Here is a 14,654-nt window from a genome sequence, read left to right as displayed (position 1 = left end):
GCTAACGTGACGATGAGAGACCAGGTGACTCATCGTGGAGGCGTACCTATGGCGGACGTAGCGCGGGCCGCGCGACAGACCGAGCGAATCGCGCGGTTGTACGCCGAGCACCGGCAGATCCGGGACGCGAAACCGAGCGCGGAGATCAGCGCGGCGATCCGGCAGCCGGGGATGCGGTTACCGCGCATCGTCGAAACCCTCATGACCGGCTACGCCGAGAGGCCCGCGCTCGGTCAGCGCTCGGTGGAGCTGACCACCGACCCGCGGACCGGCCGCCGGACGACGCGTCTGCTGCCGAGCTTCGACACCATCACCTACGGCGAGGTGTGGGCGCGGGTCGGCGCGGTGGCCGCCGACTGGCAGCACGAGATCGGCTTGCGCGCGGGCGATTTCGTCGCCGTCCTCGGCTTCACCAGCGCCGAGTACACCATCCTGGATCTGGCCTGCCTGCACGTCGGCGCCGTCGCGGTGCCCTTGCAAGCCAGTGCGCCCGTCGCGCAGCTGCGCCCCATCCTCGCCGAGACCGCGCCGCGGATTCTCGCCACCAGTCTGGATCTGCTCGACCACGCGGTGGACTGCGTGCTCGCCGGCCATGTTCCGGAACGTTTGATCGTCTTCGACTACCACTCCGGCGCCGACGATCAGCGCGCGGCGCTGGCATCGGCCCGCCGCCGACTGGCCGCCGCCCCGATCGTGATCGACACCCTCGACGAGGTCATCGACCGCGGCCGCGGACACGCGCCCGCGGCGCTGCACGATCCCGACGACGATCCGCTGACCCTGCTCATCTACACCTCCGGCAGCACCGGAACGCCGAAGGGCGCCATGTACACCGGCAGTTTGGTGACCGCGATGTGGCTGGCCCAGCCGCTGGTCGCGGCGATCAACCTGAACTACATGCCGATGAGTCACGTGGCGGGCCGGATGACGCTGCACGGCGTGCTCGCCCGCGGCGGCACGGCGTATTTCGCCGCGGCGAGCGACATGTCGACGCTGTTCGAGGACATCGCGCTGGTGCGGCCGACCGAATTGTTCTTCGTGCCGCGCGTGTGCGACATGGTCTTTCAGCGGTACCAGAGCGAACTCGACCGCAGGGCCGAGGGTGGCGTCGCGTCCGCCGAACTCGTGGAGGAGGTCAAAAGCGAACTGCGGCAAGACTTCTTCGGTGGTCGCTACATGACCGCGATCTGCGGCAGCGCCCCGCTCGCCGCCGAGATGAAGGCCTTCGTGGAGTCCGTGCTCGACCTGGACCTGCACGACGGCTACGGCTCCACCGAGGCGGGCGGCGGGCTGGTGATCGACACCCTGGTGCGCAGGCCGCCGGTGCTGGACTACAAGCTCGTCGACGTCCCGGAACTCGGCTATTTCCGGACCGATTCGCCGCACCCGCGCGGCGAGCTGCTGCTGAAGACGACCGCGATGATCTCCGGATACTACAAGCGGCCCGATCTGGACGCCGAGATCTTCGACGAGGACGGCTTCTACCGCACCGGCGACATCGTCGCCGAACTCGGCCCGGATCGTCTGGTCTACGTGGACCGCCGCAACAATGTGCTGAAGCTTTCCCAGGGCGAATTCGTGACGGTCGCCAAGCTGGAGGCCGTGTTCGCGGGCAGCCCGCTGGTGCGGCAGATCTTCGTGCACGGCAGCAGCGAACGCGCCTATCTGCTCGCGGTGATCGTGCCCACCGACGAAGCGCTGAACCGGTGGGAAGGCGCGGAACTGGCCGCGGCGCTGAGCGAATCGCTGCAACAGGTCGCCAAGGACGCGCAGCTGAACTCCTATGAGATCCCGCGCGACTTCCTGATCGAGACCGAGCCGTTCAGCGCGGCGAACGGACTGCTCTCCGGCATCGGAAAGCTGTTGCGCCCCAAGCTGAAGCAGCGCTACGGCGCGCGCATGGAGCAGTTGTACGCCGACCTCGCCGCGGCCCAGAACGACGAACTCCTCGCCCTGCGCCACGAGGCGGGTACGCGGCCGGTGCTGGAGATCGTCGGACGGGCGACCCGCGCTCTGCTCGGCTGCGCGGGCGCGGATATCCGTCCCGACGCGCATTTCACAGATCTCGGCGGCGACTCGCTGTCGGCCCTTTCCCTGTCGAACCTGCTCGGCGATATCTTCGGGATCGAGGTGCCGGTGGGCGTGGTCACCAGTCCGGCGAACGACCTGCGCAGGCTCGCCGACTACATCGACGCCGCACGCGAAACCGAGGGGCACCGGCCGACATTCACGTCCGTGCACGGAGAAAGCTTGCGTGTCACCGCCACTCAGTTGTCCCTGGAAGCTTTTGTGGATCCTCCGACACTGGCCGCCGCGACGGATCTGCCCCTGGCGGCGGGTCCGCCCCGGACGGTGTTGCTGACGGGCGCCAACGGCTACCTCGGCCGGTTCCTCTGCCTGGAATGGCTGGAACGGCTGAACAGTTCAGGGGGACAGCTGATCTGCCTGGTTCGTGGCGCCGACGCGTCCGCCGCGCGCAAACGGCTCGAGGAGTCCTTCGACACCGGCGACGCCAACCTGCTCGACCGCTTTCACGAACTGGCCGACAGCAGCCTCGAGGTCCTCGCCGCCGATATCGGTGAGCCGAACCTCGGTGTGGACGAGGCGACTTGGCGTCGGCTCGCCGCCGATGTCGATCTGATCGTGCATCCGGCGGCGCTGGTCAATCACGTCCTGCCGTACCGGCAGTTGTTCGGCCCCAACGTGGTCGGCACGGCCGAGCTGATCCGACTGGCGCTCAGCACGCGTCGCAAGCCGATCACCTACCTGTCGACGGTGGCGGTCGCCGCGCAGATCGATCCGTCGAAGTTCGCCGAGGACGGCGATATTCGCGAGATGAGTCCCGTGCGCGTCCTCGACGAGAGCTACGCCAACGGGTACGGCACCAGCAAATGGGCGGGCGAAGTGCTGCTACGCGAAGCAAACGACCGCTTCGGGCTCCCGGTGGCGGTCTTCCGCTCGGACATGATCCTGGCGCACAGCCGATACACCGGTCAGCTCAACCTGCCGGACATGTTCACCCGGCTGCTGCTCAGCCTGCTCGCCACCGGCATCGCGCCGCGATCGTTCTACCAAACCGACGCCGACGGTCGGCCTCGTCGCGCCCACTACGACGGCCTCCCGGTGGATTTCACCGCCGCCGCCATCACCGCGCTCGTCGCCGCGGCCACCGACGGCTTCCGCACCTACGACGTGCTCAACCCGCACGACGACGGAATCTCCCTGGACACCTTCGTCGACTGGCTGATCGAGGCGGGCCACCCGATCCACCGCATCGCCGACTACGGCGACTGGTTCACCCGTTTCGAATCCGCCCTGCGCGCCCTCCCCGAGCACCAGCGCGCCAACACCCTGCTGCCGCTGCTGCACGCGTTCCGGCGACCGGCTCGGCCGCTGCGCGGCGCGGCGCTGCCCGCCGAGAACTTCCGCGCCGCGGTCCGGTCCCTCGGACTTCCCGAAGCGCCGGACATCCCGCACCTGTCGCCCACGCTGATCGAGAAGTACGTGAGCGATCTGCGACAGCACCGGCTGCTCTAGTCCGGCGTCCATCCGCTCCGAACCTCGCCCGCCGCTACGTAGTCCAGCGGTCGACTCTGGATCTCAGGCGGTCCCGGGGCTTCAGGCGAATCGCCGAGCATGGCATGTTCGCCGACGGCCTCGCGATCGGCTCGTGGCTCGAGCACCACTGTGCGCGCCCCGGCGCCTCGGTGCGCGCGGCTACGGCCAGACATCCTCGCGGTGGCCGACGCGGATCAGGAGTGGTTGCGCCACCGGGAGAAACGGCGTTCGAGGGCGACGAGGATCCCGTTGAAGGTCAGGCCGAGCAGCGAGATGGCGAGGATGCCCGCGTACATGTCGGGGATCTGGAAGTTCTGCTGCGCCGCGGTGATCAGGTAGCCGAGTCCCGCTCGCGCGCCGACCATCTCGGCGGCGATGAGCACCAGGATCGAGGACGCAGCCGCCATTCGGACGCCGGTGAAGATCGACGGGACCGCTGCGGGCAGCACTACCTTCTGGAACAGCCGCAGCGGGCCGAAGCCGAGGGAGACCGCCGATTTGATCAACAGCGGATCCACCGTGCGCACGCCGGTGATGGTGTTCAACAGGATCGGGAAGAAGCTCGCGTAGAGCACCAGCGCGACCTTCGAGGTCTCCCCGATGCCGAGGATCAGGACGAACACCGGAAGCAGCGCCAGCGCGGCGGTGTTGCGGAACAGTTCCAGGATCGGATTCAGGAAGTCGGCCACCGGCTTGTACCAGGCGATGCCGATACCGACCGGGATGGCGACGAGCAGCGCGAGGGTGAAGCCGATGAGCGAGCGGGTCAGGCTGGTGGACACGTGCTCCCACATCTCGCCGCTCGCCACCAACTCGGCGAATGCCCGCGCCACCACCGAGAAGCGCGGCAGGAACACCTCGTCGACCAGCCCGAGCCGCGGCGCGGTCTCCCACAGCGCCAGGAACAGCGCGATGACCACGGTCGGCTTCACTACCCGCCAGGCGATCCGAAGCGCCGGGGCGAGCAGCCGGGACGACTGCCGCTCGACCACCGGTGCGGACGTCTCGAATTCCGCTGGTGCGGCTGACTTCTCCAGCACCTGCACTGCGCTAGACATGGGCGTTCCTCCTGTCGTTGCCTGCGAAGCCGATCTCCGCGCGTTCGAGTCCTTGCGCGCGACTCACTTCGGTCCGCAACTGCTCCCAGATCGCGTGCCGATATTCGCGGAAACGCTCGCCGGAGCGGATGTCCGCGCCGGACACGCGGTCGATATCGATCTCGAGAATCGACTTGACCCGCCCCGGTCGCGAGGTCAGCACCGCGACTCGCTGCCCGAGGTAGACCGCCTCGTCGATGCCGTGCGTGATGAACAGGATCGTCTTGCCGGTCGCCTTCCAGATGCGTAACAGCTCGTCCTGCAACGACTCTCGGGTCTGCGCGTCCAGCGCGGCGAACGGCTCGTCCATCAGCAGCACCTCGGGGTCGAAGGCGAGGCTGCGGGCGATGGCGACGCGCTGTTTCATGCCGCCGGACAACTCGTGCGGATAGCGGTCGCCGAAGCCCGCCAACCCGACCAGTTCCAGGTAGTGGTCGGCCAACTCCCGGCGCTGCGGTTTGCGCAGTCCCTTCGCCTCCAGCCCGAACTCGATGTTCGACCGCGCGGTGCGCCAGGGCAACAGCGCGTACTGCTGGAACACGATGCCGCGATCCAGACCGGGTTTGGTGATCGGCTTGCCGTCCAGCAGGAGTCGGCCCTCGGTCGGCTTGCTCAGCCCGCCGAGCAGATCCAGCAGCGTCGACTTGCCCGAGCCGCTGGGACCGACCAGGACGAGGAACTCGCCCTCGCGCAGGTCGAGCGAGATGTCCGCGAGCGCGGTGAACTGCTCCTGCGAGCCGCGGACCGCGAACTGCTTGCGCACTCCTTCGAGGCGCAATTTCACCGCTGTGCCCGTCATTTCGCGAGCACCTCTCCGGTCGGGCCGGTCGTCGGTCCGTAGGTCCCGTTGGCGTAGGGGTTGTCCTTGTTGGTGAACAGGTCCTTCGCCGACAGCTCGCCCTCGGACAGGTCGCCGTTGCGGACCAGCCAGTCGATCCAGATCTGGAGTTCCTGCTCCGCGATCACCGCGCCCGGAACCGGAATGCCTGGGCTGCGCCAGTACTTCAGCAACTGGGTGTTCTCGTTGCGCCCGCGCCGGTTGATGATGGACTCGAAGCGCGCGAGCACCTCGTCGCGCGGTGTCACCTGTAGCCAGCGGGTGGCGCGTGCCGTGCCCTGGACGAAATCGCGGACCGCGGCCGGATGCTGCTCGATGTAGTCGTTGCGGAAGACGTAAGTGCCGTAGTCGAACTCGCCGAAGATCGCCTTGTCGATGAAGAGGGGGCGGATGCCGCCGCGTTCGACGGCGGTCTCGCGGAACACCCCGCCGAGCGCGGCGACGTCGATCTGCCGGTTGCGCAGCGCCTCCTCGGTGTTCACCGGCGGTACCACCACGAGCTCGACCTGGTCGATCTCCTGCTCGCTCAGGCCCTGCCGGTGCAGCCACTCGCGGGTGACGAACTCGTGGTGCGCGCCGAGGGTGTTGATCCCGACCTTCTTACCGATCAGGTCCCGTGCCGAGGCGATGCCGGAGTCGTCGCGGACGAAGTAGCCGGTGTACGAGAGCTCGTCGGCGCCATAGGAACTCAGGACCGAGGTGACCTGGGCGCCGCCGGACACCAGCTTCACGACGGCGCCGTTGAACGCGCTGCCGAATTCGATCTGCTTGGTGGCCGCGGCCTGGATATTGGCGGGCCCGCTGGTGGTGTCGCCTTCCCAGCGCAGCGCGATCTCCGAGAAGTAGCCGAGGTCGGCGGCCAATTCGAAGGCCGAGACCTGGCCGGTGGCCCCCTGATAGCGGAGCACAGTCTTGCCGTCGGCGGTGGTGGTGGGTTCGGACGAGCCGCACCCGGCCAGGACCGCGACGGCGGTGGGGATCGCGAAGGCGGCGGCGAGCGCGCGGATCACCCGCGGTCGTCGGTTCAGGGACAACATCTTTCGGTTCTTTCGCTGAATGCGCCCACCGCCCGGAAATGGGCATGCCGGTACGGCAGGTGAGCTGGGAAGGGCTACCTGGTCGAGGGGCGTGGCACCGCGCCACCGTTCAGCGGCGACAGACTCCGTGCGGGACGCGCATGAGATCCACCGTGCGGCGGCGGATCAGCCGGGGACCGACCTCACCCATGCGGACCTCCTGCGTGTAGCGGCGAATCGAACGTGCAAGCACTATCGCCGGGCAGGGCTCGTCGCGACAATGGTTCCGCGCAGGGCGCGCAATACTGTGGTCCCGCCGTACCTTCGCCCGCGCTCCGGTGTGCGCGGGCATCCCACAGACTTGGTCCGGTGTTTCAGAGGTGGTACCGCACAACGGGACTCCACAGCACCCAACTGTCGATCCCAGCGGCCGCGGTCGCATCGATCTGGGCCTGCACCTCGGCGTGGCCGTAGGTGACACCGAGGCTGAAGTCCTGCAACCACGGCACCACCTTCGCGCCGGTGCCCTCGGTGACCCGCCGGAAGTCTTGCAGCGAGCGAAGCACGATGTCGTAGGGCTGCCCGTTCGGGTTCGCGACGCCGTATTCGCCGGAGTTCCAGTGCGAGGGATAGACCATCGGAGCCACGTAGTCCAGGTGCGCGGCCATCATCGGGATGTCCTGGGCGATCTGGTCGGGACGGGTGACGGCGATGCCGAACACCGCCGCGCTCTGGAAGGCTCCCGCGTCGTGCACCGGGTCCCGGCTCTCGCGCAGGAACTCCGCGATGGAGACGATCGGGTCCACCGTCGCGCCGGGGAACGCCATGCTCGACAGGCTGCCGTCCGGGCGGCGGATGTAGTCGTACATGATCTCGTCGAAGCCGAGCGCGGCCGCTTCGACGGCGAGATCGATGTTGTACTTGCGCACCTCCGGATGCGCGAAGTTGGTGAACGCGATCGCGCCGTAGTGGCTGGAATACGGCTGGCCGCCGGGATTCTGCACGACCCAGTCCGTGCGTCCGCCGCGCCATGCCCATTCGGCCAGCGTCGGGTCGCGGAACGCCACGATCCGGCCGATCACCCGCAGGCCCATGTCGTGCAGCTGGGTCAGCGCGGCACGCGCGTCGTAAATCGCGGTGGCGGCGCCGGATTCGCGCGCCAGCGGCACCTTCGAGTCGTAGCCGACGACGCCGTCCTCGTCCTTGATGTCGAGCTGAACGGTGTCGATCCGGCCGGAGCGGGCCAGGTCGAGCACGCCCTCGCGCAGCCCTTCGTGCGACCACGCGTGCGCGGTGACGTGCACCGCCCTGATCCTTGGCAGCTCGACGGTCGCCGTGAGGGGCGTTCGGCTCGCGTTGCCCGCGGCGTCGACCGCGACCAGCTCGTCGCCCTTCGGCGCGCGAGGCAGGGTGATCTCGAAGGCGCCGTCCTCGGCGACCGGCACCGAGACCGAGCCCACCGAGACCTGCTGCGCGCCGATCGCCTTGCCGCGCAGCGTGACCGGCTCGCGGTAGGAGCGCACCGGCCGGGGCGGGTCGAGCTGGACCGTGGGCGGCGTCGTGTCCACCGTGACGGCCACGGTGGCGCGCGGTTCGGAGCGCAAGAAGCCGAGCGGGCCGTCCGAGGGGATCTCGGCGGTGAATTCGTATGTCCCATCGGGCAGAACACCCGGGCGGTAGACGACGTCGTCACCCTCGACCACACCCGTCACCGGCGAGCCGTCGAGCTTCATGCGGACTGCGTTCGGGTCGTGGCCCGCCGCGTCGACGCGCAGCGCCAGCTCCGGCGCGGCGGCGGCGCCGACGACACCGGCGGGCAGTCCTGTCACCGCCAGTCGCTCTCCCTCGGGCCGAAAAGCCGTGACCAGGACCGCGACGGCGAGAATCGACCCGACAACGGCCACCGCGATCGAAGCGAGCCGCCGAGCGCGGCTTTCCGGAACACGTTTGAGCAACGCGCACACCAACTTTCACCTCAGGTTCCCCTACTATCCACGGCGGCCCGCCCGATGTCGGGCATTTCGCCCATATGTCGGCGAATCGATACGGAGCCCGCGTACGGTGAGCCGATGGCGAGCACTGGCGCCTTCGCGTATCGATGGGCACTGTCGGCACTGGCTTCCGCACTGCTGCTCGGGTGCGGGACAACGGCGGAATCCGCGACACCCGAGCCTGTTTCCGCTCCGGCGCCCGCCGAGCCCGCGCCCGCGCGGGTGGACCCGGCCGCGGTCGGCGCGAACGAACTGGGGCTCGTCCCGGTGCTGATGTATCACCAGGTGACGCCGAACCCGGCGGGCGAATACGACCAGACGCCCGAGGAATTCCGCGCGGAACTCGAACGGCTGTACCGCGAGGGCTACCGCCCGGTCACGGCGGCGGCCTATATCTCGGGCGCCATCGACATCCCCGCCGGTACCCACCCCGTCGTGCTGACCTTCGACGATTCGACCGTCAGCCAGCTCACGCTGACCGGCGACGGCCGCCCAACGCCCGACAGCGCGGTGGGCATTCTCGAGGAATTCGGCGCCAGCCACCCGGATTTCCGGCCGACCGCGACCTTCTACGTGAACAACGAGCCCTTCGGCGACGACCCGCGCGCACTGGCCTGGCTCACCGAGCACGGATACGACATCGGCGCGCACACCGCGTCCCACGCCAACCTCTCCGGATTGGACGCGGCGGGGGTGCAGCGCGAACTGGTGCAGAACCTGCGGGCCGTCGCCGCCGCCGCGCCTGGCGCCCGGGTGCGCACGATGGCGTTGCCGCTCGGCATCTTTCCCGCCGACCGGCGGCTCGCCGCCGCGGGCGAATGGGACGGCGCGCCCTACACTTTCGAGGCCGTGATGCTTGTCGGCGCCGAACCCGCGCCCTCACCCCACGGCCAGGTCGACCCGGCCGGTATTCCGCGGATCAGGTCTGGACGCGGTGCGGTTCCGTTCGATTCGGCGCACTGGCTGGACCGGCTCGCCAAGGACCCCGGCCTGCGCTACACCTCCGACGGCGACCCGAGTCGCGTCTCCTTCCCCCGGAGCCTCACGCCCGAACTCGGTGCGGCATGGGCGGATCGAGCGCAGCCCTACTGAGCGCAGGCGTCGATCCGGGTATCGCTCAGCGGTGCGACCGGTACTCGGCGAGCAGCCGTCGCACACCGTCGACCAGGTCGTCGCGCCACGGAAAGCCAAGGCGGGCGGCGACTTCCGCGCCGACATCGGCGAACAGGTCGACCGTTGCGTCCAGCGCGCGCCTGGCGTCGTCCGCGTCGAAGCGGCCGAACGTCTCGTGGACCCGCCGCCAGTGCTCGGCGGGCAGCCATTCGTCCATGTGGTGGCCGATGTACCAGGTGTAGCGCGGGCGTTCGGGATCGGTCGCGCCGTACCACTCCAGCATCTGGAGCAGGTACTCCTTCATGGTGTTGTCACGGAACTTCGCCACCCACAGCTCGCCGCGGTTCAGGTAGATCGGCACCTGAGTGGCCTCGAAGAAGAATTCCTCGGTGACCGTGGTGAATTCGTCGAGATCCGGCACGGTCGGCTTCGGGGTCTCGCCCGTGGGCGCGGGAAGTTTCGCGGCGAGACCGGTGCGGTCCCAGTGCACGCGGAAGCCGCGCTGGTACAGCTCGTCGAGCCCGTGCTCGATCATGTCGGTGAGGCGTTCCTCGCCCGCGATCGTGACATCGATCTTGCGTCCGCCCGTGAACACCACGAGCAGGGGAGCGGGCCACGGGCGGTCTTCGTCCTCGTCTTCGAACGACACGTTGAGCAGGACGGCGCCGAAACGGTCCAGCCAGCTCTGGTCGGCGAAGAGTTCGCGCCACTCCGGAGTGATGATCTCCAAGTCGAGATCGGAGTAACGATCGATCCGGTCGCCGCGGCCGTGCGATCCGGTCTGCACGAGCGCGGTGATCCGCTCGTCCTGTCGCGCCCATGCGACGACGGCGGCGAGGAGTTCCTCGGCATCCTCCATGGGACGACCGTACCAAGGAGCGGAATTCCGGCGGGCCAGATGGGATTCGGGCTGAAGCCGGGACCCGACTCCCAGCTGACCTGCTCGGCGATGGTGGGCGCGTTTCGGGGGCACCGCGTCCCACCCTGCAACCTCGGGGCTACCGAGGTGATTCCAGCGTAAGCCAATGATTTGCTATGCCAGCTCGTTTCGAGCGAATGACGCCGTGTCGTTACCGAAAATTCGCAGACAGGGTGTGGTGCTGGTCCTGATTCGCCGGATGTCACGAGGTGTTGCGAGATGCCTGCGGGGCGGTCACGGTCGCGCCACGGGCCGACGCGCCGTACGCCACGGCGGGCAAGAGATGGACCGATCGGCTATGACAAGGCACACTTCGCCGTGTAAGACCGCGGATTCGGTGTATCCCTCAGTGGTCGAGTGTTTCGTGACCCCGCCGCTTCTGGGCGGGACGTAGGAAAGGTCGTGGTCGATGATCCGGGAACGCGTGGACAAGGTCCTGCTGTCGGCGATCGACAAGGGCGCTCGCTTGCAGACGCCGTTGGTCGAACGCTACGGCGACTGGCTACGCGCCGCGCATCCGGACGAAACGCCCGAGCAGGTGCTCGAACGCGTGCAGCGGCACTACCTGACCGCGGTCACCGCGAGCGGCGTCACGGTCGGCATCTGCGCCGCGGTGCCCGGCATCGGCGTGCTCACCGGCTTGGCGGCGATGGGCGTGGAGACCGTCTTCTTCGTCGAGACATCGGTGCTCTACGCGCTCACGGCCGCGGCGATCCACGGCGTCGAGCCCGAGGAGGTGGCCCGCGAGACCGCGCTGGTATCCGGGATCGTTTTCGGACCCGGCGGCGTCGAGTTCGTCGGCAAGAACACCGCGAACTCGGCCAAGAACTGGGCGTCCGAACTCGCCAACCGGATTCCGGTGGTGTCGAGCCTCGGCGAGGGCCCAGTGAAGCGGATCGTCGTCCGGACCATCGCCAAACGCAGCGTGCTCGCCTTCGGCAGGGTGATTCCGGCAGGCATCGGCGCGATCATCGGCGCGACCGGCAACCGGGTGCTGGCCAGGACGGTGATCGCCAACGCGCGCAACGCATTCGGCCCCGCTCCGGCGAGCTGGACCGTTGTCGAGCTGGATGAGGGGCCGCGCGAGATACCGCTCCTCGACGCATGAGGAGCCGAAGCGATTCGGCTCCGGCGCGAGGCGGGGAGTGCTCGGAAGGCTACTGCTTCGTGGTCCCGTAACGGGTTTCGCGCGGAGTGGCCGGCCGGGCGCTCGAGCCGAACATGACGCGCTGCCACCATGGCTCGAGTCGGCTTGGTTCGGGCCAGATCACGATGGCGGGATCGGGTTCGGACGGCTCGGTTGCGGCGTTGTCGACCATGCTTGCCTCCTCGGCAGGTGGGCTGGGCGCCGACATGGTCGTGTCGCGATACACCGCGGCGTGCGACATTGCACCGGACCGACCGGCGAACCCAAAGACTTCCTGCCCCCAACGAGATGACGCGAACAGGACGCCGACCCACTTCGTATTCCAGGTAGCGACAATTTTAGCTGATGTCGGCGTTGCCGGGCCGAAACTTTTCGGACGGGGTCCCCGTACTCAGCCCGGTTTGCGAACGCCGAGACAGGTGCGGCTTCCGATTCCGGCCGGTAGGTAGCGTGATATCGGCCCGCGGTGGGAGTGTGGATTGATGGCGACGGAGGAGAATTTCCGGTGCGCGGGTGGTTCGTCGAGGCGGGCGATCAGGTCCTCGGCGGCGCTCGTGGCGGCGCTGGCGTTGCTGCTCGGCGGGCTCGTCGGGTGCGGTGCGCAGCGCGACGGCGTCGCGGCCGCGCCCGGTGAGGTCGTCTCGGTGACGCAGGTGCTCGGCGCGACGACGGAGCAGACCGCCGCGTATCTGAACCAGTGGACGATCCAGACCCCGGTGCGCAACGGTGTGGACGCGTACCGGGTCGTCTACCGCACCTCGGCGCCCGACGGCGCCGATACCACCGCCAGCGGCCTCGTGGTACTGCCGCGCGGCGAGGCGCGCAGGCTCCCGGTCGTCAGCTACGCGCACGGCACGATCGTGCGCAAAGACGAGGCGCCGTCGGCCGACGCCGAAACCGATCGGGCGCGGACCGTCCTGTTCGCGGCCGCGGGCTACGCCGCGGTCGCACCGGACTACCTCGGTCTCGGCGAGGGCCCGGGCTCGCACCCGTACGCGCACGCGCCGACCGAGGCGAGCGCCTCGGCGGATCTGCTGCTGGCCGCCCGCGAGGTGGCCGAGCGGGAGGGGCGCGAACTGGACGGCACCTTGCTGGTCACGGGGTTCTCCCAGGGCGGCCAAGCCGCGATGGCCCTGGCCCAGCGGGTGACCGCCGAGCCGAGTCTGGGGTTCACCTTGGCCGGTGTCGCGGCGGTGAGCGGTCCCTACGCCCTCCAGGAGGTGCAGAAGCCCGCCGCGTTCGACGGCCGGATCACCCCGCGTGCCGCGGTGCTCTACATCGCCTACTGGCTCACCGCGATGAACCGGATCTACCACCTCTACGACGATCCGAGCGAGGCGTTCCAGCCGCCCTACGCCGAGCGCGTCGAGCAGCTCTTCGACGGTCGGCACGACATCCTCGCCGTCTCCACGGGCCTGCCCGCCACCCCGCGCGAACTGCTGACGCCGCGGTTCCAGGAACTCGCGCTCGATCCGACCGGCGCGGCGCTGCGCGCCATGACCGACAGCGACGACGTCTGCGACTGGACGCCCCGCGCACCGGTGCGACTCTACGTCTCCTCGGCCGACCGCAGCGTGCCCGCCGCCAACGCCGAGCTGTGCCGCGCGGACCTCGGCGACCGGGCGAGCGTCATCGATCTCGGGCCCGTCGACCACTCGGTGACGGTGCGCTTGGCGCTGCCGCAGGCACTCGCCTGGTTCGGCGAGCTGGCCCCCGCTCCGTAGCGGCTCGCGCGATCGACGAAACATCTTGCGGGGCAACGCCGCTGGTGAGACACGCGCGGGTGGCGCGAGCGGTGACCATCGGTATATTGACCGTCAGGTCGGGGCCTTTGATTGGAGTGATTCACTGATGCGTCAAAGATCGACGTTCGGCCTCGGACTCGGCGTCGCGTCGTCGTCATGACGGCGGCCGGGATGCTCGCGCCCCAAGCGGTCGCGCAGGAGCTCGCGCCCGGCGTCTCGTGCGAGGGTTACAGCTGTCGCAACGACACCGACGACACCTACCGGGTGGAGTCCGTGGTGACGTGCTCGGACGGGGCGGGCCAGTTCCCGGTCACGACGTACGCGCTGCCGCGGGCCACCACCGAACTTCGGTTCGGCTGCCCGACCACGACCACTCCTGGCCAGTTGCAGCAGCAGCCGCCGGTCCTGAACCCGGACGGTCCGGGGTACGTCACCCCGCCGCCCACCATGGGGCCGCCGCAGGTGAAGATGACCCATCCGGTTCTCGTCGAGCACCGCAGCGCCGTGATCGACAACAACCCGCCGCAGGAGCCCACGGGGTCCGCGGGCTGATCGCCGGGAAAGGCGGGGTGCTCGGCGCCCCGCCTTGGTTCCAGCCGGGGACGATCAGGGGAGATTCGTCCGCGTGATCGGCATCGGCCGCTCGGGAGCGCGCGCCTGCTGAACGGTGGTCGCCAAGACATCGGTCGGCGGAAGTGGCGCGCGCCGGTATCGGCCGCGATGAGTGGCGGCGGCGATGCCCGCCGCGACGGCGATCAGCAAGGCCATCGCGGCGGCCAGCCAATTCCTGCGCGAGCGCCGCCGAGTTCGTCGGCGCGTTACGTCGTCGAGTGCGCGCATCAACCGGTCTTCCAGACCGGCGGGCGGGGGCAGCGCATCGAGAATGCTCAACGCGGCCAACGTTTCTCGCGTCGATCCGACCCGCGCGTCGAACTCCGCGGCGCGCGCCCGACCTGCGGCGGCCCTACGCCGCTCGATGAGTTTGCGCTCGAAGTCGGTGACGGCGTGCATCGCGTACGGGTAGGCCAGCTCGAGCAGGTCCGCCTCGGGCTGTTCTGGGGTGTTCATCGGGTGCCACTTCCTGTCGGGCATGCTCCGCCGTCCTCGCGCGCCGAGCCGGCCACGGTCTTGTTCGATAGAAAGGACTTCGGTCAGGTCCGGCGCGCGGATTGGTCTCGACGGGTCGATTTCTTTCTCCCTGTGTGAAATTTGCGCGTTTCACCTCGCGGG

At 68.9% G+C, this 14,654-nt stretch carries 12 protein-coding genes; 5 read left to right on the top strand and 7 right to left on the bottom strand.

All coding sequences use genetic code 11. From position 1 onward, the window contains the following. Window positions 1-48 precede the first annotated feature (48 nt). Window positions 49-3,537, top strand: coding sequence for a carboxylic acid reductase (gene car, locus NAM01S_RS22355; RefSeq protein WP_067788226.1), 3,489 nt, complete (start codon window positions 49-51; stop codon window positions 3,535-3,537). A 215-nt stretch (window positions 3,538-3,752) separates the two neighbouring features. Here car and NAM01S_RS22350 read toward each other — a convergent pair whose 3' ends face one another. From NAM01S_RS22350 to NAM01S_RS22335, 4 genes are all read right to left on the bottom strand, one after another. Then, window positions 3,753-4,616: an ABC transporter permease gene (locus NAM01S_RS22350; protein ID WP_067788224.1), complete on the bottom strand. Its 864-nt coding sequence runs from the start codon at window positions 4,614-4,616 to the stop codon at window positions 3,753-3,755. Continuing rightward, the gene (locus NAM01S_RS22345) at window positions 4,609-5,454 is read right to left on the bottom strand and encodes an ABC transporter ATP-binding protein (protein ID WP_067788223.1); all 846 of its coding nucleotides are present in this window, start codon (window positions 5,452-5,454) and stop codon (window positions 4,609-4,611) included. Before NAM01S_RS22345 ends, NAM01S_RS22350 begins: the two co-directional genes overlap by 8 nt. Beyond that, window positions 5,451-6,530: an ABC transporter substrate-binding protein gene (locus NAM01S_RS22340; protein WP_084483176.1), complete on the bottom strand. Its 1,080-nt coding sequence runs from the start codon at window positions 6,528-6,530 to the stop codon at window positions 5,451-5,453. The genes NAM01S_RS22345 and NAM01S_RS22340 overlap by 4 nt, the downstream gene beginning before the upstream one ends. Before the next feature lie 353 nt (window positions 6,531-6,883). Beyond that, window positions 6,884-8,473, bottom strand: a complete 1,590-nt coding sequence (locus tag NAM01S_RS22335) for a putative glycoside hydrolase (protein WP_253799051.1) — start codon at window positions 8,471-8,473, stop codon at window positions 6,884-6,886. 105 nt (window positions 8,474-8,578) lie between these two features. On the opposite strand from NAM01S_RS22335, the gene NAM01S_RS22330 reads away from it, so the two are divergent. Continuing rightward, complete coding sequence (locus tag NAM01S_RS22330; protein ID WP_067788218.1) at window positions 8,579-9,592, top strand: polysaccharide deacetylase family protein; 1,014 nt, start codon at window positions 8,579-8,581, stop codon at window positions 9,590-9,592. Window positions 9,593-9,617: 25 nt separating this feature from the next. Here the strand turns inward: NAM01S_RS22330 and NAM01S_RS22325 are convergent, their stop codons facing one another. Continuing rightward, on the bottom strand, window positions 9,618-10,472 hold the full coding sequence (locus NAM01S_RS22325; protein ID WP_067788216.1) for an aminoglycoside 6-adenylyltransferase: 855 nt from the start codon (window positions 10,470-10,472) through the stop codon (window positions 9,618-9,620). Window positions 10,473-10,941: 469 nt separating this feature from the next. Between NAM01S_RS22325 and NAM01S_RS22320 the strand changes: the two genes are divergently transcribed. Beyond that, window positions 10,942-11,640: a hypothetical protein gene (locus tag NAM01S_RS22320; protein ID WP_067788214.1), complete on the top strand. Its 699-nt coding sequence runs from the start codon at window positions 10,942-10,944 to the stop codon at window positions 11,638-11,640. Window positions 11,641-11,689: 49 nt separating this feature from the next. On the opposite strand, the gene NAM01S_RS35790 is transcribed toward NAM01S_RS22320, so the two are convergent. Beyond that, window positions 11,690-11,851, bottom strand: coding sequence for a hypothetical protein (locus tag NAM01S_RS35790; RefSeq protein WP_169810882.1), 162 nt, complete (start codon window positions 11,849-11,851; stop codon window positions 11,690-11,692). Window positions 11,852-12,161: 310 nt separating this feature from the next. Here NAM01S_RS35790 and NAM01S_RS22310 point away from each other — a divergent pair, with 310 nt between their 5' ends. After that, window positions 12,162-13,403: an alpha/beta hydrolase gene (locus tag NAM01S_RS22310; RefSeq protein ID WP_067788210.1), complete on the top strand. Its 1,242-nt coding sequence runs from the start codon at window positions 12,162-12,164 to the stop codon at window positions 13,401-13,403. Between the two features lie 177 nt (window positions 13,404-13,580). Beyond that, window positions 13,581-13,976 (top strand): hypothetical protein, encoded by a 396-nt coding sequence (locus NAM01S_RS22305; RefSeq protein ID WP_067788208.1) that lies wholly within the window; start codon window positions 13,581-13,583, stop codon window positions 13,974-13,976. A 54-nt stretch (window positions 13,977-14,030) separates the two neighbouring features. Here NAM01S_RS22305 and NAM01S_RS22300 read toward each other — a convergent pair whose 3' ends face one another. Continuing rightward, window positions 14,031-14,492 (bottom strand): RskA family anti-sigma factor, encoded by a 462-nt coding sequence (locus NAM01S_RS22300; RefSeq protein WP_067788206.1) that lies wholly within the window; start codon window positions 14,490-14,492, stop codon window positions 14,031-14,033. Between the last annotated feature and the right edge of the window lie 162 nt (window positions 14,493-14,654).

The organism is Nocardia amikacinitolerans NBRC 108937 (assembly GCF_001612615.1).
Taxonomy (GTDB): domain Bacteria; phylum Actinomycetota; class Actinomycetes; order Mycobacteriales; family Mycobacteriaceae; genus Nocardia; species Nocardia amikacinitolerans.
The sequence above is the reverse complement of the archived record's forward strand: the minus strand, read 5'-3'. Positions and strand labels throughout refer to the sequence as shown.